A 25040-nucleotide genomic window follows, 5' to 3' on the forward strand; every position below is an offset into this window, starting at 1 on the left:
GAAAGATATGTTTAAATTACTCAATAAAATAAGTTTAAAATATCGATTAATATTGGTAGTGGCCTCGTTAGCAACTGTTGTTCAAGTTGTCTGTTTATTATTATTTTCGAGAGTAACGGCCTCTTTTATTCAGGTTTTGGCTGATGAAACAACAACTGCATTGAAATTTAAAGCCTTTTCTATTCCAGTTGCTGATAGAGAGCAAGCTATAATTTATCTTTCAATAATTTTAGCTGCATTAGCTAGTATTGGTACTATTTTTTCACTAATATCTATTTATTTAACTTCTTATTCTTCTAATAGCATTATTAGAGAATTAAGAATGCTTGTTTATAGAAAGATTTATAAATTACCAATGCAAGATATTAAAAAAATAACATTAGGTTCAATTATGACAAGAGTTACTAGTGACGTATTTTTAATGGGATTAGTAGTTCAAGCAATTACTAGAGTAATTATTAATGCACCAATTACAATTATTTTTTCAACAGTTATAGCTGTAATTCTTGCTCCAAATATGTCATGATTTATTGCAGTTTTAATTCCATTGATGTTATTATTAATTTTTGCAATAATTGCTATTGCTTTTCCTTATATAAAAAAACGACAAAAAATTATTGATGATATTAATAATGAATCAAGAGAAAATGTAATAGGCGCAAGAGTAATTAAGTCTTACAATTTAGAGAAAAATCAATATGTTAAGTATGAAACAATTTCACAAAGATTTGCAATTTTAAGCATAAAAATGTCTAATGTATTTTTTTTAGTTATTCCTATTTCATTTTTAATTATTAATATTATAATTGCAGGTCTTTTTCTTTGGGGAGGAAGAGAAATTATTTCTGGAAGCATTAAGCCTGAGTTTGTTGAACATTTAATTGCTTATATTGATTTTATTGTTTATATAGCCTTTGCTCTTCTTCAATTTGCAGGAATAATGGGCATTCTTGCAAGAGGATTAGTAAGTTCAAAAAGAATTAATGAAATAATTGATTATAAAGAAACTTTTTCGGATATTGTTTCTGATGTAAAAATTAATAATCCAAGCATTAAATTTAATAATGTTTGATATTCTTTTGATGAAAAAGCACAAAAAGAAAATGATTATGTTTTAAAAGGAATAAATTTTGAAGTTTCAGCTTATACATCATTAGGAATTATAGGTAAAAGTGGTGTAGGCAAATCAGTTTTAGCAAATATTTTAGTTAGAAATTATGTTGTTAACAAAGGGGAAGTATTATTTAATAATAAAAATATTAATATTATTGATACACAAAATCTAAAAGAGAATATTGCTATAACTTATCAAGATGCCAATGTATTTAGTGGAACTATTAAAGAAAACATAATTTTTGCTAACCCCAAAGCTACAAAAGAAATGATAATAAAAGCTTGTGAAACTGCACAAGCATATAATTACATTATGAAATTTAATAATCAATTTGAGCATAAAATTTATCAAGGTGGTAAAAATCTTTCAGGCGGACAAAAACAACGTCTTTCTATTGCGAGATCATTACTAAAAGAATCTTCAATTCAAATATTTGATGATTCAACAAGTGCACTTGATGGTTTAACTGAAAAGAAAGTTATTAACAATATTTTAAAAAACTACAAAAGTACTAAAATTATTATTTCTCAGAAAATTTCATGCATTAAACATTGCGATCAAATAGTTGTAATGGAAGATGGAAAAATTATTGAACGCGGAACTCATAATGAATTATTAAAACTTCAAGGCGCTTATTATGCAATAGCATTACAGCAGCAAGGAGAAGTCAATGAGTAAGTATATTTCTAAAAAAAATTTTTGAGGAACTATTTTTAGAATTAATAAGGAGGTAAGCAGATATGGCACTCCTTATTGATTAGGCTTATTTTTCGGTTTTCTTCGTGCCGCTCTTTTTACAAGTGGTACATTTTTACTTGGTTTAATAACAGAAAGATTCTTTAAAACAAAAAACAATATTAATCTTCAAAAGAATTTTCTTTCGCAAAGTAAATTATTTGGTTTTGACATAAGTGTTGAAATATCTTTTTATATTTTAATTTCAATTTTAATAGCAATATTTATTTTGTATACTATTTCATCTGTAATTCAGATTAAACTGATGACCAATTTAGGTAATAAAGCAGTTTATAACATGAGGATGAAAGGATTTAGTAATTTACAAAAAATGCACATAGATTATTATGATACAACTAAAAATGGTGAATTAATTTCAAGATTAAGTAATGATTCTAATAATGCTGAATTAGCATTGACACAATCTTTAGTTTTTATTCCTACTTCAATTTTCAACTTTTTTCTTTCGTTCTTTTTCATGTTATTTCTATCAGTTACAGCAACTTTAATTGCTGTTTCTATATTTGCGCTAATGATTTCTTCAGCTTATTTTTTACTTAAACATAATATTACTAATAGAACAATTAATATTCAGCTTTTTGGCGAAATGACATCACATCTAGAAGAATATATTGCAAATAAAAATTTGATTAACTCATTTAATCAAACAGAAAATGTAATTAAAAAATTCGAAAAAATTAATAATAAAACTTATATATCAAATAAGAAAGTTTATAACTATTCTAATTTAACATTCCCAGTTTATAATATATCTGCAAATGTGGCAATTGTTGCAGCAATTGTTTTTGGAGTTGTTTGTAAAATTTATAATATTCCAGCTTATGGTATTGATATTACAGGAGCAGGTAAGCAAGCTACATTTGGTGCCGGATTTTTAATTTCATTTATTAACTTAATGTGAAACTTTAGTTCTACTGTTAATGATTTAATAGAAAGGGCTAATGTTATTATTCTTGGTGTTGCCTCTTCAAAAAGATTATATGAATTGAATGATATCAAAACACCTTATTATCCTTTAAATTATAAATTATTTCCAACTAATGAGGATTTTACTATTGAATTTGATAATGTATATTTTAGATATGACAAAAATATTGATCATTATGAAACTAAAGGTATTAGTTTTAAAGTTAAAAAAGGTCAACATATTGCAATAGTAGGACCTACAGGTTGTGGAAAAACAACATTAATTAATCTTCTTGCTAAGTTTTATGATATTGAAAGCGGAGAAATTAAGGTTGATAAGAAAAAAGTTATAGCTGGTGAAATTTATATTAATAATATTCCTTATTCTCAAATTAATTCTAAAAATTTAAGAGATAATATGTCAATTGTTTTGCAAGATACCTTTTTATTTAATGATACAGTTAAAAATAATATTAAAATATCGAATATAAATGCTACTGATGATGAAATTCAACAAGCTATTAGTATAACCGGAATAGATGACAAAATTAACAATTTAAAAAATGGTCTAGATACTATTATCGGCGAAAAATATACCAGCTTATCTAATGGCGAAGGACAACTTATTGATATTTCCAGAGTATTGCTTGTTAATAAAGATATTGTTATTTTTGATGAAGCAACGAGTAATTTGGATACTGAAACAGAGCAACAAGTTTATAAAGCTATGGATAGCTTTATGAAAAATAAAACATCATTTGTGATAGCACATCGTCTTTCTACAATTATTAAAGCTGATTTGATAATTGTTATGAATGAAGGGGAAATTGTCGAACGTGGCACTCACAAAGAATTATTAGAAAAAAATGGGTTTTATGCTCAAATGTACAGCACACAAATTAATAATATTTTAAGCGTTAAAGAATAAAAAAATAATGGCGTATTTAGCCATTTTTTTATATTTATTATTCACAAAAAAGTTTAAATTGTGAATAGCCCTTTTCATCCATTTCTTCAAATGGAATAAAATCTAAAGCAGCGCCATTAATGCAGTATCGTAACCCACCCATTTGTTTTGGACCATCTTCAAACACATGTCCTAAATGGTGATCACCTTTAGCCGAACGAACTTCAATTCTTTCCATATTATGTGAAACATCTTTTACATATTTAATAGCAGTTGTTGTAATTGGTTTACTAAAACTAGGTCACCCACATCCTGCATCAAATTTAGTTGATGAAACAAATAATGGTTCACCAGTAATTTTTTCTACATAAATACCTTTTTTATAGTTTTGTTCATATTCAGAAGTAAATGGTTTTTCAGTAGCATTATTAAGTAAAACTTCTTTATCAAGTCCTTTTACTTCATTTTGATGCAATTTAAATTTTTTAAATTCTTCTAATTCTTCATTTGCAACCATTAAATTAACATGGCAATAACCATTAATATTTTTTCCTAAATAATCTTGATGATAATCTTCAGCTTGAATAAAGTGATCTAATTTTTGTACTTCTACATAAAATGCTGAATATTTTAATTTAATATAATTAAATACGCGTTCAATAATTTGTTGATCTTTAGAATTAATATAATAAACACCAGTACGATATTGAATACCAACATCTCCGCCCTGCTTATTTAATGAAGCAGGATCAATAATTCGAATAAAATGTAATAAGATTTCTTCAAGAGAAATAATTGAAAAATCATATTTTAATTCAACAGTTTCAGCATGTTGTGTTTCTTTAAGTTGTCTATAGCTGGTAACTTGTGTTTTACCATTAGCATATCCAACTTTAGTTGTAATTATACCTTTAATTTTTTTGAAATAAGCTTCAACACCTCAGAAACATCCTCCTGCCAAATAAATAGTTTTATATTTAGTTAATTCTTGTAATTTAAAATCAAATTCTGGAAGTTCGCAACCACTTAATGGTTGAAAATCAATAATAAAATCTAAATCTACAGCTCCACCTTTTGAAGCAATATGATCCAAAATTTCTTTAAGTGGTAATAAAGATCCGTTCAATGGTGAATTAGAAGTAAACCTATAATGTTTTTCTAAAATTTCATTTAATACTTCACGATTTTCTACCATTTTTTCAGCTAAAAATTTTGAATTATATTCTAAAGACTTTTCAAGCGCTTGTAAAGATCCTTCTTTTAATCAAGCATGTTTTTTAAGAATCTTTACAATGTATTTTCATACATCAAATGGATCAAATAATACATTTTTGTATAATGATCAATTTTCAAAAGCCTCTTTTAATGTTACTTTAAACATTTTTTCTCCTTTTTAATTCAAATGCACATTGTGCAATCATTGCTGCATTATCCTGGCAATATTTTTTTTCAGGAATAAAAGCATTTGAATGTAATTTTAAAAACCTTTCTCTTAAAATTGAATTTGAACTAACTCCACCACATAAAATAATTGAATTAGGTTCAAATTTTTTAATAGCAAGTTTAAACTTACTTAATAAATAATTAATCGATGTATCCATAAATGAGGAAACAACCAAATTAATATTGTAGTTTTCTTCAGATTGATGTTTATTGTGGTAATTAATTACTTGTGTTTTAAGACCACTAAATGAAAAATCAAATTCATTTAGTGTTCTAGGTTTTGTAAAATTAATATATGAATCAAATGTTGATTCATTATATATTTTGTTAATAATTGGCCCGCCAGGAAATCCTAGATTTAATTTGGATGATATTTTATCAAAAACTTCACCAATAGCATCATCTTGTGTTTGGCCAATAATTTGATAATCACCAGGAAAATCGCATTTAATAATTTCACTATGTCCTCCTGAAACTACTAAAGCTAAAGCAGGATATTTAATTGCTTCTTTTTCTATATTAACCGAATATAAATGCCCTAACATATGATTAATAGGCATTAATTCAACTTGTAAAGCACTTGAAAGAGCATATGCAAATAATTTTCCTACTTGCAATGAACCTATTAATCCAGGTTCAGATGTATATGCGATTAAATCAATTTGTTTAAAATTTATAGTTTTTAATAATTTATTTAAAATAATTTGAATATTTTTTGTGTGTTCTCTTGAAGCTATTTCTGGAATAGTTCCGCCAAATTCCTTAAAAATATCTATTTGTGAAAAAATAATAAATTCAATAATTTTATTGTTTTTTCACAAAGCAATAGATGTATCATCGTGTGAAGTTTCAATACCCAATATTGTCATTATTTCTTAGCTCCTACTTGAGGTTTTTTTCCATACAATGGATCAATAATACTATTTAATTCAATGGGAGAAAATTTAGAAAATACCTTTTCAATATTTTGCTCAACTTGTTGATAATCAATATCAATTTCATGTAAACTTTTTTCAATTACTTCAATATTTTTGTCATTACAGTTTCACTTAAATGAATTAGATTTTGTAGCATTTAAATATAAATTACATTCATTGTTATAAGCGTTAATAATTTCAAACGTATTACTTACAAATACCCTCTTATTTAATACTGAAGCAAAAGTTTTAAAATATATTAATGCACTACGCGCACCAGTAAACGAACCTGGGCCAATATTAATATAATATTCTTTAATATTATCAATTAGTGAAATATCTTCAGCTAATAGCGCCTGAAAATTATTTACAAGTGGATCAACTTTTTTGGTTATATCTTTAATATGAATTTTTTTATATAATCGATTTTGTCAAAATATTGCCACATATAAATCTTTAGAACTAGTATCAACAAGTAATTTCATTACAACATCCTTTCTTGCTCATCTAGTTTTTTACGATATTCTATTTCACTTTTATCACCAAATCCATTATTAGAAATATATACATATAAAAGTAAAACAATAGCAGCAATACCAGCAACATAAGCGATGATATTAAATGTAATAATAAATGAAATAATTGTTGTAGGAATTCAGATAAAGCCAAATCATCTTTTTGAAAGATCTTTAGTAACAAAAAAACCAATCAAACTAATAACTGATAAAAATGAAGCAATTGGCATGTAATTTCTATATTCTTTATTTTCATTAATTTGATTAATAAAAATATTTAACCCCGACACATCATGTCATTTATCTTTATAAACAATAATTGAAAATATTAATATTAAAAAAAATGGCAATGTTAAAGTTGTTGTAATAAAAAACTTTTTATAATCTACGTTTTGCATTATAACCCGAATTCCACTAATGTTTTTAGCAATATTGCCTGTGGCTCATTATTAAGTTTAGCGCTACCAGCTATATCGCAATGAATATAATCGGCTTTTTCGCGAAATTTACTTAAATACATTGCCGCGTCATTACAATCAGAAAGCGTAATTTCAGAACAATTTTTAATATCAGCAATATTAGTTTTTAAATTATTATCTTGAAAATCATCATGCATTGGCATTCTTCAGATTAATTCATGTTGAGCATTAGCAGCTTGTTCAAATTTTGAATAAACTTCATCATTTGTACTTCAAATTCCTGAATAAGTTCTTCCTAAAGCTGTAACTATAGCGCCAGTTAATGTTGCAACATCAACTATAGTATCAGCTTTAATTATTTGTTCAGCATAAGTAATTCCGTCAGCAAGAACTAATCTTCCTTCAGCATCAGTATTTTCAATTTCTACAAATAAACCATTCATTGCTTGAATAACCATATCAGGAGAAATAGCGTCATTATTAAGTCTATTATCAGTTAATGGCAAAATAGCACTAACATTTTTATTTCCTTTTAAACTAGCAATACTCATTATCGCACCAGCACAAATAGCAGCTCCAGACATATCAAATTTCATGCCTAACATATATTTCCCGGTTTTAATATTATAACCGCCAGAATCAAAAGTAATTCCCTTTCCTACATATGCTAATCTTTGTTTATCATCAGGATTTGGGCTGTAATCAATTACAACTAACCTAGCATCAAAAGACGACCCTTTATTAACAGAAAGAATTAAATTCATCCCCAATTGTTTCATTTGTTTTTTATCTAAGTATTTAGCATTTAAGTTTGGAATATTGGCATTATTAATTTTATTAACAATTTCCTGCGCTAATCAAGTCGATGTGCAAATATTAGGCGGCATAACTTGTAAATTTTTGACTCAAGTAATATTTTTAGATATTTCATTAGTTTTAATAATTTCATTTTTACAATATGATGAATTTGTAAAAATGAAATGCTCGACTTGGCTTTGTTTGCTTTCTTTTTTTAGTAAAAATTTTTCGTCCATAGAAAAGTGATAAGCATAAATAATTGCTTTTATTGCTTCATTAATCTCAAGTGAATGACTAATAAAGCTATCAACAATTAAAGCAGTATTAACTTTTAGTTTTGGAAAAATCTCAAGCAGCGTTTTATATAATAATTGATAATTGTATTTCTCTTTTTCAATTTCAAGTTTATAAATTTTTGCTGAGTAATCTTCTGACAAAAAATATTTATCTTCAATTTTTTTATCTACTAGCTCTAATTTAAGTTGAAACTCATCTCTTACTTGATTAATAATTTTCATCAAGCCTCCTTATGTTATTTTATATTTATAACTTTTATTATTATATTTTAAATAAAAAATTAAATATGCAAATTCATATAAATAAAAGATTTAAATTATTAACTTAAAAAACAAAAAAGTTATTTTTTTAAATTTTTTATTTAGAAATTTAGTTTTTTAAAAAATAACTATTTTATCGTTTTAATAAAAAATTAATTTATTAATAATAAGATTTTAAGTTTTGTATAATTTTTATTATGAATAAATCTAAAATAAGAAATTTTTCGATTATTGCTCATATTGATCATGGAAAATCAACGTTAGCGGATCGTCTTTTAGAGTTGACTAATACTTTTAGCAAAAGAGAATTAAAAGAACAAATGATGGATACAATGGATCTTGAGCGTGAAAGAGGAATTACCATCAAATTAAATGCTGCCCAAATAAAATATAAGGATTATACTTTTCATTTAATTGATACACCAGGCCACGTTGATTTTACTTATGAAGTATCTCGTTCATTAGCAGCTAGTGAAGGGGCTTTACTACTTGTTGATGCAACACAAGGAATAGAAGCACAAACATTAGCTAATGTTTATTTGGCGCTTGAAAATAATTTAGAAATTATTCCAATTATTAATAAAATTGACTTACCTAGTGCCGATGTTGAAAAAGTAAAAAATGAAATAGAAGATATTATTGGAATCCCAGCTGATAATGCTGTTGAGATTTCAGCTAAAACAGGCCTTAATTGCGAACAAGTTTTAGAAGCAATTATTAAATATATTCCTCAACCAAAAGAAGCCGATGATTTAAAACCGCTTAAAGCCTTAATTTTTGATTCTTATTTTGATCCATATCGTGGAGTTGTTCTTTTAGTAAGAATTTTTGATGGTATTGTTAAACAAAATGAAAAAATAAAATTTATGTCTAATAATGCTGAATATCATGTAACAGAACTTGGAGTTAAATCTCCTTTTGAAATTAAGAAAGATTATTTAGAAGCAGGAGAAGTTGGCTGAATTGCCGCATCTATTAGAGATGCCAAAGAAGTTGCAGTTGGTGATACCATTACTTCAGTAGAATTTCCAACAGAAAATGTTTTACCAGGTTATAAAAAAATGAAACCTGTTGTTTATAGTGGATTTTACCCAATTGATACTCTTGATTATGATAATTTAAAAGAATCGCTTGAAAAAATATCACTTTCTGATTCTTCAATTACTTGAGAACAAGAGTCAACTAAAGCACTTGGTTTTGGATTTAGAATTGGTTTTTTAGGTCTTTTACATATGGAGATATTACAACAAAGACTGGATAGAGAATACAATATTGGCGTAATTGCGACCGCTCCATCAGTAGAGTATTCAGTTTACTTAACTAATGGAAGTATAGAAAAAATTTCTAACCCCGCATTATTACCTGATAAAACATTTATTAAAGAAATAACTGAACCATATATTAGAGCAAGTATTTTATTACCTGATGAATTTATTGGCTCAATTATGGAATTGTGTCAAACTTGTCGTGGTAGATATATTGATTTAGAATTTATTGATGTAAGTAGAAGAAAATTAATTTATGAGCTGCCATTAGCAGAAATTATTTTTGATTTTTTTGATAAGATAAAATCACTTTCAAAAGGCTATGCTTCTTTTGAATATGAATTAATAGGCGAAGAAGTTAGTGATCTTGTTAAAACAGATATTCTTCTTAATGGTGAAAAAATTGATGCTTTTTCAATGATTGTTCATAAAGATAAAGCATATCAACGCTCAAGAGAATTAGTATCTAAATTAAAAGAAGTAATTCCTCGTCAATCTTTTGAAATTCCAGTTCAAGCAGCAATTGGCGGGAAAATTATTGCTAGAGAGACTATCAAAGCTTATCGAAAAGATGTTACAGCTAAACTATATGGTGGCGATGTAACTAGAAGAAAAAAATTACTTGAAAAGCAAAAAGCAGGGAAAAAAAGAATGAAAAAATTTGGATCTGTTGAAATTCCTCAAGAAGCATTTATTAAAGTTCTTAAAACAAATGTAAAAAACTAAAAAACGTAATTATGAGTTTTTTAGTTTTTTATTGTTAATATTGCAAATTATAAAAAAAACTTAACCTTAAAATTCAAGCAGGTTAAGTTTTTTTTTATTATCTTCTATCCTTATTAGAAATTAAAGCATCTTTTTTAAAGTTTCTTCATCCAATAACCCTAACAACAAATGGATTAACAAATTTATCTGTAAATCCTTGTAATAGCGCATAAACAATAGGTGCTGAGTAACAACCTAAAAACATAAATAGTGTTGAAAAACCTAATTCTCATGAAGCGTATTCTAATAATGCTTCATGAGACGCACCGGCTCCCAATACTGACTTAGCAGAAGCATAAGCAGTTGAGCCATTTTTAATTCCAAAAATTAAATCAGGTAATTGTTGTGCTAATCCTCTAGCAGGATTAATAGCTGCTGTACCAATTTGAATACCAATAGCAACTGAAAAAACAATTATAACCATAATAAATAAATCACGGTATTTGTCTGAAATTCTTTTTGTAAAAATTGGTCAAAGTAAAATTAATGTAATTAATAATTCGCCAAAGAATATTAATGCAAATCCTGAAGCAGCATTATTATCATTTCAAACTAAAAAATCTTTTTTTGTTGCAGCAATTGCATCAAAAGTTGAGTTAGTTGCATCAATTGGACTAGTTAAACTTCCAAGACCATAAATAATTAGTGCTGTAATAATTGCAGCTATAAATTGAATAACTGTTTTTGCAAATGCATATAATGTTGTATTTGTTCCATTTATTCATCTATAAAGTGTAACAGCAGGATTAAGATCACAAGATCATCTTAAAAAAACAAATAAAGCAATTCCTACTGATATAAAACCAGCATACATAGCTACAAATGGAATATTTTGTAAATAATCTTCTACTCTAGCAGCATGATTAATAATAGTTCCAACTTGTCCATGTGCTTCTTCAGCACTTCCCACATAAACAGCTAAAATTACTAGTGAAAATGATAATCAAATTGTACCAATAAATTCACTTAATAAATGTTTAAATCAATTTAATTTGCTATTTGGTTCAACAGCATCAGGTCTTTTTCCAATCTTAAAATACTCAAATAAATTTATCTTCATATATTAACCGTTTTGAACTTTCCCATTTTCTAGTAATACTAATGTTTTTTCAAAGTCACCTTTTTGAGCACAATCAGCATTTTCAAGTGTAAATTTAGCAATTTGAGAAAGAGCAAGGTCTGTTAAAAAAGCTTGATGAGAAGTAATGATTACATCTTCTCTATTTAATAATTCAGCTCATTCTTTATCACTTGATTTAATAATTTCTTCTTTGCAAGAAAGATCTTCATAAAATCTTCCTTCTTCTCTTTCAAGAACATCGGCAGCAAATCCACCAATAATTCCCTCTTCAAGAGCTTTACAAATATCTTCAATACATACTAAAGCGCCTCTAGCCGTATTAATAATAATTGCATCTTTTTTCATTAATTTTAATGAATCTTTATTAATAATGTGGTATGTAGAAGGTAAACTTGGAACATGTAATGAAACGAAATCGCTTTCTTTCATTAATGTTTCAAAATCTACAAATTCAAAACCAAATTTATTAGCTATCTCAGGTCTATTTGCTCTTGCAAAATCATCAAATGCAATAACTCTAGCCCCCATTCCTTTAACAAGATGAATAAATTCTTGACCAATTTGTCCGGCACCAATTACCCCAACAGTCGATTCACTAATATTTTTTCCATTAAGACCGTTTAAACAGAAGTTACATTTTCTAACTCTAGAAATTGCAGAAGGTAGTTTTCTGTTTAAGGCAAGCATTAATGTTAAAGCATGTTCAGCAATTGCTCTAGCTGAATAATTAAATACTCTATATACTTTAATGCCTAATTCAGCTGCTTTTTTAAGATCAACTTTGTCATAACCCATTGATCTTTGTAATCAAAATTTAATACCATATTTTGCAAGTTCTTCAAGGATTTCTGCTGTACCTCATGTATTTACAAAAGCACAAACCGCATCAAAACCTTGAGCTAAATGAGCATTTTCTTTTGTTAAATTTTCTGTAAAATAAACAATTTCATGTCTATTTTTATTTTCTTCATTAAATGATGATATATCATATTGTTTTGCATCAAAAAACGCAATTTTCATTATCTTCTCCTCTATAATGTTTAAAAACAATTTATATTATAATATAAGCAAATATAATTAAGCCAAAAATTTAGAATAATTTAAGTACATTTAAAAGAGCAATTTTTGATGATGTAAAAGTTACTTTAATCACTTCGTTTTTAGATATATGCTTTATAATGTTTAGTTTTTTTAAAGATATTATATAAATAAAAAATTAAATTTTTAATTTACTTAATTTGTTATAATTTTAAATTAATATTTTAAAAGCATTAGGAGAATATTTTGAGAAAGAAAATTATACCAATAGCCATATCAACAATTTTAGCCACTAGCTCCATTTCTTTAGGAGTAATTTTGTATAAACAGAACAATCAAGAAGGAAAAAAGGTAATTATGGATAAATTGAAAGATTCGCAAACAAAACAAAGTGAAACAAATAATAAAAAACCAGAAATTAAAAAACTAGAAATTAATAATTCTGAAGTTAAACAAGAAAAACAAGAGAAAACCCCTATTTTTAATTTATCTAATCCAATTAAATATTTAGCAATTGGCGATTCAATTACTGAAGGTTTTTCTGAAGGCGTAGAAAAGATTGAAAAAGGAGAGTTAAAAGAAACACAATTAACAGGCCATGGTTACCCTACTTTCTTTGTAAAATACTTAAGAAAAGCTGAACCTAATATAATCAAAAGCTTTTATAATGAAGCTGTTAGCGGGTCAACCTTAAGTCAATGAAACACTTTATTAGATCCTTCTTCAAGCGATGAAGATATTAAGGAAATTGACGGTTTATTTAATAAAGATATTAATAATCTTGATTTTTCAAGAAGAAATCTTTCTAATGATATTATTGCAAAAATTAAGGATGCTAATTTAATTACTATTACAATTGGAGCTAATGATTATCTTAAATATTTAGGTAAAGCATTTTTTGAAGAATTTAGATATCGTGAATTTTTAAAATCAGAAGATCCTAAGACTTATTTAAAAAAATTTATTAAACCATTATTAAATGACATTTCTGATTGAATTGCTAATGATTTAGAAATATTTGCAAAAAAATTATTAGCTCTTAATTCAACAGCACAAATATATTATATTAAATATCCAACTCCAATGTTAAGGGTTAAAGATGTTTTTGAATCATTATTTAAAGAATTATTTCCTGAATTTGCGAATGTCGAATTAACTAAAGAAATTGTTAGCTTTTTTAATATGAATTTCAATCATAAATTATTAAATCCTAAAAACCTTGAAAATATTCATATTATTGATTTATATGACACTGCTTATTGATGAAAAAATAAAGAAAGTTTAACAAAAGGTATTTTTGGTATTCATCCTGATTTTAAAGGATATAAAAGAATAGCACAAGAGCTTTTTTTAGCATTTACAACAAATAAAGAGTTTGTTAAAAATTCTCCTGACTTTTCACAACAACACCTTTCTTCAATTCTTAAAATTGATAAAATTATTGACTTAGGCAATGAAAAAGATTTAGTAAAAAAAGTATTTAATAATGACATTGATTATGATCTAAAAAGTGTTGATAGTGTTGAGGGCCGCTTATATAATGAGTTAAACAATGGAACATTTGGCGACAGATTTAAACAACGTTTAAACTTATTAATAAAATTTTGAATAGAAAATTCTAAAAAGGGTTATCCATACTTTATGCCGCCAGCACCAATAGTATTGCGAATATTTCTTTCTTCACCTTTATTTAGAGATATTGATCCTGAACAAACAATTTTGAAATATTTTACATCTTACGAAAACTATCACTTATTTAATTTGCTTGATAATTTTTCTAAATCAGAAATTATTCCTAAAATATTTCAAGAATTTCAAAACAAGTTTGATGATATTTCTTACTATAAACAATATAATAATGGTAAATTAGAAATTAATTCAACAATACTTTCAAAAGTTATTTTCAATACTTTTAAAGACGAAAAATTATTTTTAGAGTTTCTTTCTATAATTCTTAATAAAAATGTTTTAGATGGAAAAACTTTAACGCAGTTTTCTAAGTTAATAGTTAGATATATGTTAAAAAATAACATTGATGGAAGATTATCAAGATCAATTATTAATAAATTGCTAGAAATTTCAAACATTAAAGAAAAGTATTATCAATTTAATGAAGTTAATATTACAGAATTATTAAAAAGTGTTAAAGAAACTCCTGCTTTCGCTAAATTAATTAATGATTTTTTTGATGTTGCTCTTTACGAACTTGTAGAAGTTTTACAAGAAAAACCTCAATCATTTGAAGAATTAATTTTTAATATTGTTGATAGAAATAAATCAACATTATCATTAAAATTATTCCCAAGTCTTATTGAAATAATGAAAGTTATTGTCGAAAAAAATCACTGATTAGATCAAATTTATGTAGATTTTATTAATAATGAATTACGCGATATTACTGTTAGCGAAATTCAAAACTTTAAAACGCCAGGTATATCAGTTAGAATGTTTTTAAATATTTTTAAACTATATGAAAATTTTAAAGTATCACTTGAATATGCTTTAAAACCTATTATTAGAAATTTAGTAAGAGTATTGCCAAGAGAAGATGCAACACTTGATAAAAAGAATGAAAATATTAATGCACTTAATCGGGTAGTAGCATTACTAACACTTATTTCAAGAGTTAAATTTGGTAAATTTATAACTTGAAACGAATGAAATCCATTAAGTTTCTCAAAGGCACTTCACAGAATAATTAACAAATTAATTACAATAGAAGCTAGCCAACAGCAAAAAAATATTAAACCTGAATTAGTAACCGAATTAGTATTTGGTAAAAACTGATGAAAAGAAGATTATAATTGGTCACTTTTTTCAAATGTTTATTCAAAACAAAATTTAATGGCTCATATTTATTACTTTGATAAGGAAGATAAACATAATAAAGGCCATTTAAATATTGAAAATATTCAATATTTATTTAAAAATGGATATTTAAAAGATTAATATTTACCTATTTGTATTATTTGCAAGGAGGTAAAATGAGAAAAAATAAATTTTTTATTATTTTAAATATTACCTTAAACATTACAACAATTTCTTTATTGATCGCTTGTAAAAATAATGAAGAAATTAATTCAATTGCAATCAATTTCAACAAACAAAAGGAAATTTTAAATTTAAATAAACAAAAAAATCAATTTTTGCCATTACAGGAAATTGATATTAACAATTCTTCACAACTGTTACAAAAAAATGAAAAATTTTTCAATATAAATTTAAATTCAAACAAAAATATTATTATTGAAAAAAATGTAAATAAAAAAGATGTTTCTAATTCTAATAATAAACAAAACAAAGTTTCGGCTAATAATAAAGAAAGCGCGCTTTTAGAACAATTAATTAAGCAAGAAAAACAAAATAAAAAAAGCGAAGAAAAACATAAAGTTATTGCTATTTCTTTTGTTATTGCAAGTTCAGTTATTACTGGCGTAGTAGCCGGCATAAGCGCTTATTTTGGCTATAAAAATATAAATTCACCAGAAAATCAAAAGAAAAAAGATTTTGAAGCAAAAATTGCTTATTATAAAAAATTATTTGAAGAATGAAAACCAAGTGAGCCATTAATAAATGTTCTTCATAAGTTATTTGAGTTATCTTTTTCAGAATATTTACCAAAAGCAATTTTTAGCATTTTAAAAGAAGTGCTGCTTAAAGATTTATTGCAAGATTTTACATCCGAAAGTGAAGATTTATTAATTAGTAAATTGCAAAAAATAGAAAAACCAAGTAAAGAAATACTTGATACATTCTATGAAAAATTAACTAAAATTAATCTTTTAAAAGAAAATGCGGCATCAGAAGTTTCTAAAGAATTTAAAAGTTGAATTGTAACTGTTGTAAAAGATTATTTACCTAAAGCGTTTAAAGGAATTTTAAATTTTATATCAACCCAAAGTACTGAAAAAGAAAAAGGATCTATTTTAAGTAGATTTTTAGAAAAAATTCTTTTAAAATTAAATATTAAATTAAATGATTTTGATTTTTTTTCAAAAACATTGTCTATTTATACACATTTATTTATTAATGAACAAAATCAATTTATTAATTTTGTTATCGATAGTATTTCAAAAGCTATTAATAAAGTTGATATAACTTTTAATATTTTAGAAGATACATATAAAATTATTAATCTAACAATTGATGAACTTATTGCCGAAGATAAAAAAATAAGTGTTACTAAAATATTTAATGATGTTCTCCCTAAAATTAATTCAATAGTTAATATTGATAAAAATGTAGATTATTCAGGTTATGTTAATTTTATTAACGGAATTTTTTCAAAAGAAGGAAACGATAATAATAATTGAGTTTATTCATATATTTTAATTGGCAAACTTTTTGATAAAGAGAAAACAAATTCACTAAAAAATGATAAAAGCAATTCCCCAGAAATTGTTTTACCATCATTTGATATAAATTTTGACAACATATGAACAACTATAAAAAATACAGATAAAATTTTAAGTACTATAAAAAATTTAATGAATTTAATATTTGAACCTCTTGTAATTGAGTTATCTAAAAAGAAAAATGAAGAAAATATAAAAATTGCAATTTTTAGAATTTCTACATTATTAAGTTTTACTTATTATAATTTTGTGAAAGTTTCCAAAATTAATTTTATAAATTCACTTTTTCATTCAGTAAATCCTCTTGAGCCGGTTACATTTATTCCTGAAATTATACAGGAATTGTTTAAAAGACACAATATTCAAAATATTAGTTTAAATGAAATATTTGGAGATACATATAATAAGTATTTTGTTTTAGGAAAAAGATATGAAATTTTTAAAATTACTGAACAAACAAACAAGAATTCAAAAAGTGAACTTATAAATATTCTTAAAAAAGGTAATAATAAATATATGTCAGCTGATCTATTGAAAAAATAAAATAAATTATTTTTAATGGAACAGTTGACATCTATTTTTTATTTAATATTTCTAATAAATTAATGTCAAAAACAAAAAATTAAATTTAGCATTATTAATAATAAAATTATTAATTAATATAAAATTAAATGTATTCTTTTAAACATTTTTAAAAATATTTAAAAAACATTGTGAACGATGTAAAATAATAAAATTTATTTAGGGAATAATTAAAGATAAATATTTATTTATCTTTTAGGTAAAGATTTTAAATGTTAATCAATAATAAATAAAAACTAAATAAAATTACATTTAAAAAACTACTAGTAATTTAACATTGAAATTACACTTTTTAAATAATATAAAAAAAATTATTTATTAATTTAAATATGTTATTAAAGGAAAGCTTATGAATAAAAAAAGGATGTTAGTGAATATTGTACTAGCAACAATGTCGCTTGCTACAACAGCTAGTGTTCTGAGTTGTAATAAAACTAAAACGTTCAAGACAGAATCGTTTCAGCAATTTCAAAATCAAAAGACAAATTCACACTTTTCCGTTATTGACAAAAATACAAAATCTGATACATCTTCTGATTTTTTACATTCTAAATCATTTGAATATGAGAATAATTTAAATGAAAATATTATTGAGGATGAGCAATTAGATAATGACAATGAATATGATAATAATGAAGATAATTTAATTATTAATGAGCAAGAAGAAGCTATTGATCAAGAATTGGAAATTACTAGACAGCAATTATTAGAATTAGAAAAAAGAAATAAAAAAGATTCTGAAAAAAATTCACGCCTTAAATTAGTTTTAATTGGTGCTGGTATTTCTAGCGCTGTCGCAACTGGACTTTCAATTGGTATAGGCACTTATTTTGGTATAACAAAAAGTGATGCTTATGCTCAAAAAAGAAAAAAAGAATTAGAAGGTATTTTAAATGTTCAAAAATCGCTTATAAATCAAATTAATCCAACTGATAGATTAGAAAAAATATTTCTTAAATTAATGGATATTGGTTTTGACAAGCAATTGCCGGCTGGAATTTTTGATTTATTTGATGAATTATTATTTAAAAAAGCTTTAAAAAATCATATTACAGAAGAAGAAAAAGAAAGATTTAAAAATATATTAAAAGAAAAAATAAAAGATAGATCTAAAGAAATTGTTAATGAGTTACTAGATTTATTAAAAAGCAGAAATATAGTGGCAGAAACAAGCTCTGACAATGTCATTAATTTAGTTAAAAATATAGTAAGTTTGATTATTAAAAAATATTTACCAGATTTTATTAAAGCAGCAATATTATTTGTTTCTGAAATTATTAATAAAGATAAAAAAGAAACTTCATTATTGGGAAGAGCAATTGAAGCTTTATTATGTTTTGCTGATTATAATGTTAAAAATGTAGAAAATTTATCTAAAATAATTAGCATTTTTTCTAAAGCTTTAGCAAATTCAAATAATGATTTAATTAAAATTATTATTAGCAAAATTTCAGAAGCTATTGATAGTGTTGAGTTAACTTTTGATCTTTATAAAGATTTAACTGAAATTATTAAGAAAACAATTTTAAATATTATAACTAAACCATATTCTAATGAGCTTGATATTAATTTAATATTTAGTAAAATTATTCCAGCATTTTTAAAAGTATTTGAAAATGTAGCAAACGAATCAAAAAATGCTAAAGATTTTGTAGTATTTGTGAATAATTTATTTACAGAAGATAATAAAGATGGTAAAGTTAAAAAAGCTTTATATACTATTTTATTAAATGATAATAATGAAATGTTGAAAACACAAAAAAATTTACAAAAAGAAATGGAAAAATTATTAAAAGAAGAATTAAATGGCGCTATATTTACAGAATCTATTTTTAATATTAGTATTTCATTTTTTACAATACTAAAAGCTGTATTTAAAATTGTTGATGTAAAAAACCTTATTACTCAATTTTTAAATACATTTTTAAAACCATTAATAAAAATAGCTAAAGAATATGAAGAAAAACAAAAATCATTAACTACAAACTTTTTGCCGCTTAATATTAATGGATTTAATGTGAATTCGCCTTATAAGGCCATAATTAGAATTTATAGTTTATATTCGTTTTTATATTACAAATATGTTTTTAAAAATGAAAATTTATTAGACAATTTAATATCATTAGTTAATCCGTTTGAACCAAAAAGATTTATACCTAAATTGATTAAAAAAGAATGAACTAATATTACCGATATGCAACTATATAAAATATTTGGAGAATATATTTCTAAAGAACATTGATATAGCTTAAATTTAGATCATTATAAGATATTTGATGAAATTAAAAATTATGCAATTTCTAATAATAATTTTCAATTTAAAGAACTTATAAAAAATATTGTTACAAATCCATTAAACAATAATATTAAAATTTCAAAATAAATTAAGTTGAATTTCGAATTTAAAATTATCATTGTTTTAAACAAATAAACTTGGGAGAAAAATATGAATAATAAAAAAAAGTTACTTTTTAACTTTTTAGCATCAACATCTTTTATTAGCACAGCAATAACTATTGGTTGTGCTAATAAAGTAGAAAAGTCAATACAAATATCTCGCAAGTTTAGTAAAAATAAAGTTAGAAATGAAAATAGAGAAAATTTATTATTAAACACTAATGAAAATAAAAAATATATTTCTGATATTCATGTAATTAATAAAGCTATAAAGTTGCAGTTAAATAGCATAAATAAAGAAAAATTTCAATGAGGCGAAAGTACAGATAACGCAATTAAACAAGCAAGTTATAGATGAGAAGAAGAAAATGAAAATAATTTAAATTCAAAAAAACTTGAATTATTAAATGCAAAGAAAAAACAACTTGAAAAAGCATGAGCAAAACAAAAAGAGCTTAAAGCAAAACGTAAAAGATTAAATAATATTATTATTGCAGTTTCAATTGGTGGTGCAATTGCTGCTGGATTTTCAGCAGGATTTGGAGCTTATTTTGGTTTAAAAAATATTAATTCTGAAATTAATAAAGAAGTGGAAGAAATAAAAAATAATATATTTTTAAATGAAAATATATTAAAGCAAATTGAAGAAAAAGACTCTTTATTTGAAGTATTTAGAAATCTTCTTGAAGTATCTTTCAAAAAAAAGTTGCCTGAAGCAATTTTTCATATTATTGATAATGTTATACTTAAAACATTATTAAAAGATTATGTAACAGAGCAAAGTTCTAAAGAACTTGAAAAAATAATAAAAAATGGATTTAAAGAAAAAGTTACTAAAATAGTTGAAAAAATTCTAAATGATTTAAGTAGTATAAATTCATTCAATGATGATTACAGCATTATTAAACAAGTTCAAATAAAAACAGCCGCCATTCTAAAAGAATATTTACCTAGTTTTGTTAGAGAAACTTTATTATTTTTAACAAAAACTGATAACACTTCTAATGAAAAGCGCTATTCTATTTCTGCATTATTATTAAAAGCGCTTTTAGAAAAAAATATGATAGAAATAGAAGAAAAAATGATGTTAAATATTTCAAATTTATTAGAATTTTATACTAAAAAAATATCGAACGATAATAATGAATTAATGAATTTTATTATAGAAGTATTTGTGCAAGTTGTTGAAAGTAATAATATTTCTTTTAATATTTTAAATGATATATATGATTTAATTAATAAGTTTATACAGAAATTGCTCACAAAAGATGATCCAAATAAAATTGATTTTGAATTAATTTTTTTAACATTAGTACCCAAATTATTAGAAGAAATTAAAAAAATTGATGATTCTAAAAATGAAAGTAAAATTTTAGAATTTATTAATGGCTTATTTGAATGCAATGATAAAGAGCATAATAAAAAGTTAATTTATCTCTTAATAGAAAATAAATTTGATACTAAAAAAATTGTCGCTCCAATTTATTTAAATTCTAAATTATTAACTACAAATAATATTGAGCAAAAACAGGCTGGCAATATAAGAAAAATTAATTTTCCTCATATTGCCATCAATATAAAAACAATAATATCAATATTTTTTAATATTTCTAATGGAATTAATTTAGTAGAGCAGTTATTGTCAATTTTTATCAAACCATTAATTAAATTATTAAATGATAGTAATAAAAAAGAAGAAGCAAAAAAGGCTTTATTTAGAATTAGTATATTTTTTGCATACTTATACTATTCATATGCTCCAAATACCGGAATATTTGATAATATAATTAAATTTTTTAATCCAATTGAACCTATAAAAATGTTAAAAAAACTTATTGAATCAGAAATTAAAAAATCAGGTTTAGAATTAAAAGATATTTGAGGACCTATAGAAAGTGGCTTTATTAGTTCTTCATATGAAAGTTTTGAATTAGCAAAAAGTGCAGCTAGAGAAATAGATGCTAATACAGAAAAAGAAAAATTTATTGAAAAACTTAAATCCGGATCATGGTCAAAAAGTAATTCAAAATAATATTAATAAAAATATAATAATTTTAAATTATTAACATTTAATTTTAATATAAAAACAATACAAATAAATACATTTAATTTATTATCCTAGTTCATTTTTTAAGGATGCTTTTTTTATTTTAAAAAAAACAAAAATACACTTCAATATATATTTTTAATAAATTAAATAATAATATATGAATGCCTCTTTTGTAAACATTCATAAAATTAATTCATTATTTAAAAATAAAAAAAGTAACAAAAAAGCCAATATTTAAATTGGCTTTAATGATATGGAGCGAGCGAAGGGAATCGAACCCTCATAGTCAGCTTGGAAGGCTGAAGTTCTGCCATTAAACTACACTCGCAAAATACATTTATATGTATATAAAAAGTCCTTTCGGACATATGGTGGAAGATGAGGGGCTCGAACCCACGACCTCCGCCTTGTAAGGGCGATGCTCTCCCAACTGAGCTAATCTTCCATAATGGTAGTCTGTACGGGGATCGAACCCGTGTATGCATGGATGAAAACCATGTGTGTTAACCGCTTCACCAACAGACCATAAAATTGGCGCCAATTACAAGGATTGAACTTGTGACCAACTGGTTAACAGCCAGCTGCTCTACCGCTGAGCTAAATTGGCATTTTTATTTTATGCTTATATATTATACATAAAACTTATTAAAATAAAATTATTTTTTTATTTTTTTCTTTAACAAATTTAAATAAATTTTTATGTATTAATATAATACACCATTTTTAATTATAGACAAGAAAAAAGTAAAAAATAAAAAGCATCAATTTTTTTAATGCTCTAGATATGAATTTCGATTATATGAAGAATCGGTATATATTAATACTTCAAAAGGATTAAGTGTCTCTTTATCTTTATTAATATCAAGTTTTCAATTAGAACTAATTAAACAATCAGCTCCAATCTCCTTGATCTTAATAATAAATTCACTGATATTGGCAAGCAAAATTAACTTATTGTCATCAGTTTGATAAGATAATTCAAGAATATTACCACTTACTTTAGTTTTTAATTTGTAGTTAAAACTTTGTTGAAAAGCATTCTTTTTAAATTTATTTGAAATAGTTTTAAAATAATGTAAAACAGAATTATTTTCATTTTTTTGAATTTTTAAATTATTAAATTCATATGAATTTTCTATTACACCTTTAATAGAATTGCTAGTTGAAAAACCGGCATTAAAATTTGTATTTCAAGGATATATTAGTTTTGTACTATCCTCTTTAAAATAATTATCTAAAAAAACATCTAATATGAATGGTGGTTTAAATTTATTAAATAAGTTTAAACCCAATTCATCGCCAAAATATAAAAAGTGTTTTTTATTATTAAATAATAAAATTGTTATAAGCATTTTAGCGATTTCATCATTACATATTCTATTTGTTATGTAATGATGAATAATTCTCTTTTCATTTAAATAAGTAATATTATAAATTATATCTTCAAAACTAAGAATATCTCTAATTACTTTAGCAATATTTTTAGTTTTTAAATTAGTAATTCTATCAAGAATAAGCGTGTCAAAAAGCTTATTCTTACTATTTTTAAAAACATTATAATTTTTATTGCTTATTTTATAAATAATCTCAACATCTGCTAAATTAGAATGAACATTACTATATAAAGCGCGTAATGAGTTATCTGTTTTGCCTTTTTTTAGTAAATTTTTATTTTGATCAAAAATGAGAACAAATCCTGAAATACCAATTTGTAAATAAAAATTTCAAATATCTTTTAAAATTCCAATCTTACTTTCAAGAGAATCATCATTTGATTTTGTATAGTCATTTTTTGTAATATAATAACTTTCATTCTTTTCTATTTCTAAGTTTTGAATATTATAAGAAGATGTATCAATATTGATTCTTTCATTAAGATTGCCAAAAGAATCAATATCTTCAGCTATTTGGGATAGTTTAAACTCTAAATAAAGTTTAATATTATTTTCTTTAAGTTTTTGGATCATATTCTTAAAATCTTCTCAACTACCATAGGCCATTTCTTTAGAAATTATCTCCTCTATGATTGCTGATTTATAAATAAAAAGATTATTAGGAATAATTAATACATCAACACCATTTTTTTTAATAGTCTTGATTTTCTCACTTATACCATTAAAATCGCCAGTACCATTAGCACTAGTATCTTTAAAATATTTAGGTTGTATATAATAATATCTTTTCATTACTTACTTTCATTAGTTATTTTCATTAAAAATAATAGCATTAAATTTTCTTTAGAAACATTCGAATATATTTTAGATTCAATTTCTATCTTATTTAAATATTTTAAAATATTTTTAATTTTTTCAATTCCATATTTATTTAAAACTTCAGAAGCTTTATGAAGTTTATAAATATGAATTTTTTCTTTTTCTTGAATTTGAGCAACTGTCCAATTAGCTCTTGTATATATATAATATTTATAAGGCAAAGTAAAAAAGAAGGACAAATTATTTCATAACTTTGATAAATCTTCTGGATTTGAAAGATATTTGAGCGATTCAGAAATAAGGTTTTTAAAATCCATATTTTCTAAATAATTATTAATTTGATAAATATTATTACTCTTATAGTTATTAAAATCTATATCTAAGTTAATTTTAATATCTTTAGATCTAAGTAGTAATTTATCCAACTCTTGATCAATCACTTGAGTTTGATTAGGAACATATGAGCAAAAAGTTAATACATCTTCAAATGAAATTTTACCATTATGTAATTTAACATAATCGGCAACATATTTATAATATTCTTCCATACTCATAAGAGGATAATTGAACATTCGATTAACTTCGTTTTTAAATCAGTTAACAATAGGATTTTTGAGATCAATCTTATTGCTATTAATCTTAAAAAACACGACTTTATCTTTATTTTCATTATATAAATTTAAATAATACAATATTGTTGAGATTTCTTCTTCATTATATTTATTAATAATAAAAGAAGGATTTTTAAAAATAATGATACTTTTAGATTTAAATAGTGTTTTTGAAGAAAGGTTCATAATGAAAGAAGAAACACTATCCATTTCTTCAAAATTAAAAACAATATATTCAGGGCGTTTATCAATAAAATTATTAATAACTTTATTAATCCTGCCTTCATCCTCTCCATATAATAAATACATTTAAAAATTATAACATTTTTAATATTCAAATTATTTACAAAA

The 25040-nt window shown here is 24.2% G+C and carries 16 protein-coding genes and 4 tRNA genes; 7 read left to right on the forward strand and 13 right to left on the reverse strand.

The window, feature by feature from the left end; genetic code table 4:
- Positions 1 to 7 precede the first annotated feature (7 nt).
- Both QMA87_RS00690 and QMA87_RS00695 read left to right on the forward strand, forming a co-directional pair.
- Positions 8 to 1792, forward strand: coding sequence for an ABC transporter ATP-binding protein (locus tag QMA87_RS00690; protein ID WP_283833668.1), 1785 nt, complete (start codon positions 8 to 10; stop codon positions 1790 to 1792).
- Positions 1785 to 3704 carry an ABC transporter ATP-binding protein gene (locus QMA87_RS00695; protein ID WP_283833669.1) on the forward strand — a complete coding sequence of 640 codons (1920 nt, stop codon included), beginning with the start codon at positions 1785 to 1787 and terminating at the stop codon, positions 3702 to 3704. Before QMA87_RS00690 ends, QMA87_RS00695 begins: the two co-directional genes overlap by 8 nt.
- Positions 3705 to 3741: 37 nt before the next feature.
- On the opposite strand, the gene msrB is transcribed toward QMA87_RS00695, so the two are convergent.
- From msrB to QMA87_RS00720, 5 genes are read right to left on the reverse strand one after another with little or no spacing between them, the layout of a single operon-like run.
- A complete protein-coding gene (gene msrB / locus QMA87_RS00700) occupies positions 3742 to 5064 on the reverse strand; it encodes a peptide-methionine (R)-S-oxide reductase MsrB (protein WP_347276979.1) in 1323 nt (440 codons plus the stop codon).
- Positions 5057 to 5995 carry a tRNA (adenosine(37)-N6)-threonylcarbamoyltransferase complex transferase subunit TsaD gene (tsaD, locus tag QMA87_RS00705; RefSeq protein ID WP_283833670.1) on the reverse strand — a complete coding sequence of 313 codons (939 nt, stop codon included), beginning with the start codon at positions 5993 to 5995 and terminating at the stop codon, positions 5057 to 5059. The genes msrB and tsaD overlap by 8 nt, the downstream gene beginning before the upstream one ends.
- The gene (locus QMA87_RS00710; protein WP_283823516.1) at positions 5995 to 6528 is read right to left on the reverse strand and encodes a hypothetical protein; all 534 of its coding nucleotides are present in this window, start codon (positions 6526 to 6528) and stop codon (positions 5995 to 5997) included. The genes tsaD and QMA87_RS00710 overlap by 1 nt, the downstream gene beginning before the upstream one ends.
- Positions 6528 to 6956, reverse strand: a complete 429-nt coding sequence (locus QMA87_RS00715) for a hypothetical protein (protein ID WP_283823517.1) — start codon at positions 6954 to 6956, stop codon at positions 6528 to 6530. Before QMA87_RS00715 ends, QMA87_RS00710 begins: the two co-directional genes overlap by 1 nt.
- Complete coding sequence (locus QMA87_RS00720; RefSeq protein WP_283823518.1) at positions 6956 to 8293, reverse strand: M17 family metallopeptidase; 1338 nt, start codon at positions 8291 to 8293, stop codon at positions 6956 to 6958. The genes QMA87_RS00715 and QMA87_RS00720 overlap by 1 nt, the downstream gene beginning before the upstream one ends.
- Before the next feature lie 236 nt (positions 8294 to 8529).
- Between QMA87_RS00720 and lepA the strand changes: the two genes are divergently transcribed.
- Positions 8530 to 10323: a translation elongation factor 4 gene (lepA, locus tag QMA87_RS00725; RefSeq protein WP_283833671.1), complete on the forward strand. Its 1794-nt coding sequence runs from the start codon at positions 8530 to 8532 to the stop codon at positions 10321 to 10323.
- Between the two features lie 97 nt (positions 10324 to 10420).
- Here the strand turns inward: lepA and QMA87_RS00730 are convergent, their stop codons facing one another.
- Entirely contained in the window at positions 10421 to 11422 is a 1002-nt protein-coding gene (locus QMA87_RS00730; RefSeq protein WP_283823520.1) for an aquaporin, read from the reverse strand.
- A 3-nt stretch (positions 11423 to 11425) separates the two neighbouring features.
- A complete protein-coding gene (locus QMA87_RS00735; protein WP_283833672.1) occupies positions 11426 to 12463 on the reverse strand; it encodes a 2-hydroxyacid dehydrogenase in 1038 nt (345 codons plus the stop codon).
- 264 nt (positions 12464 to 12727) lie between these two features.
- Here QMA87_RS00735 and QMA87_RS00740 point away from each other — a divergent pair, with 264 nt between their 5' ends.
- The 4 genes from QMA87_RS00740 (at position 12728) to QMA87_RS00755 (ending at position 21847) form a co-directional block, all read left to right on the forward strand.
- Entirely contained in the window at positions 12728 to 15430 is a 2703-nt protein-coding gene (locus QMA87_RS00740; RefSeq protein ID WP_283830192.1) for an SGNH/GDSL hydrolase family protein, read from the forward strand.
- A 35-nt stretch (positions 15431 to 15465) separates the two neighbouring features.
- On the forward strand, positions 15466 to 17379 hold the full coding sequence (locus tag QMA87_RS00745; RefSeq protein WP_283833673.1) for a hypothetical protein: 1914 nt from the start codon (positions 15466 to 15468) through the stop codon (positions 17377 to 17379).
- 388 nt (positions 17380 to 17767) lie between these two features.
- The gene (locus QMA87_RS00750) at positions 17768 to 19801 is read left to right on the forward strand and encodes a hypothetical protein (protein ID WP_283833674.1); all 2034 of its coding nucleotides are present in this window, start codon (positions 17768 to 17770) and stop codon (positions 19799 to 19801) included.
- 63 nt (positions 19802 to 19864) lie between these two features.
- Entirely contained in the window at positions 19865 to 21847 is a 1983-nt protein-coding gene (locus QMA87_RS00755) for a hypothetical protein (RefSeq protein ID WP_283833675.1), read from the forward strand.
- Between the two features lie 272 nt (positions 21848 to 22119).
- Here QMA87_RS00755 and QMA87_RS00760 read toward each other — a convergent pair.
- The 6 genes from QMA87_RS00760 to holA form a co-directional block, all read right to left on the reverse strand.
- Positions 22120 to 22193 (reverse strand) — tRNA-Gly (locus tag QMA87_RS00760).
- A gap of 41 nt (positions 22194 to 22234) precedes the next feature.
- Positions 22235 to 22310 (reverse strand) — tRNA-Val (locus QMA87_RS00765).
- A 4-nt stretch (positions 22311 to 22314) separates the two neighbouring features.
- Positions 22315 to 22390 (reverse strand) — tRNA-Glu (locus QMA87_RS00770).
- A gap of 7 nt (positions 22391 to 22397) precedes the next feature.
- Positions 22398 to 22472 (reverse strand) — tRNA-Asn (locus tag QMA87_RS00775).
- A 163-nt stretch (positions 22473 to 22635) separates the two neighbouring features.
- Complete coding sequence (locus QMA87_RS00780; protein WP_283833676.1) at positions 22636 to 24051, reverse strand: alpha-amylase family glycosyl hydrolase; 1416 nt, start codon at positions 24049 to 24051, stop codon at positions 22636 to 22638.
- A complete protein-coding gene (holA, locus tag QMA87_RS00785) occupies positions 24051 to 24998 on the reverse strand; it encodes a DNA polymerase III subunit delta (RefSeq protein ID WP_283823527.1) in 948 nt (315 codons plus the stop codon). Before holA ends, QMA87_RS00780 begins: the two co-directional genes overlap by 1 nt.
- Positions 24999 to 25040: the final 42 nt, after the last annotated feature.

The sequence above is a fragment of the Mycoplasma phocimorsus genome (assembly GCF_030077875.1).
Classification (GTDB): Bacteria; Bacillota_I; Bacilli_A; order Mycoplasmatales; family Metamycoplasmataceae; genus Mycoplasma_H; species Mycoplasma_H phocimorsus.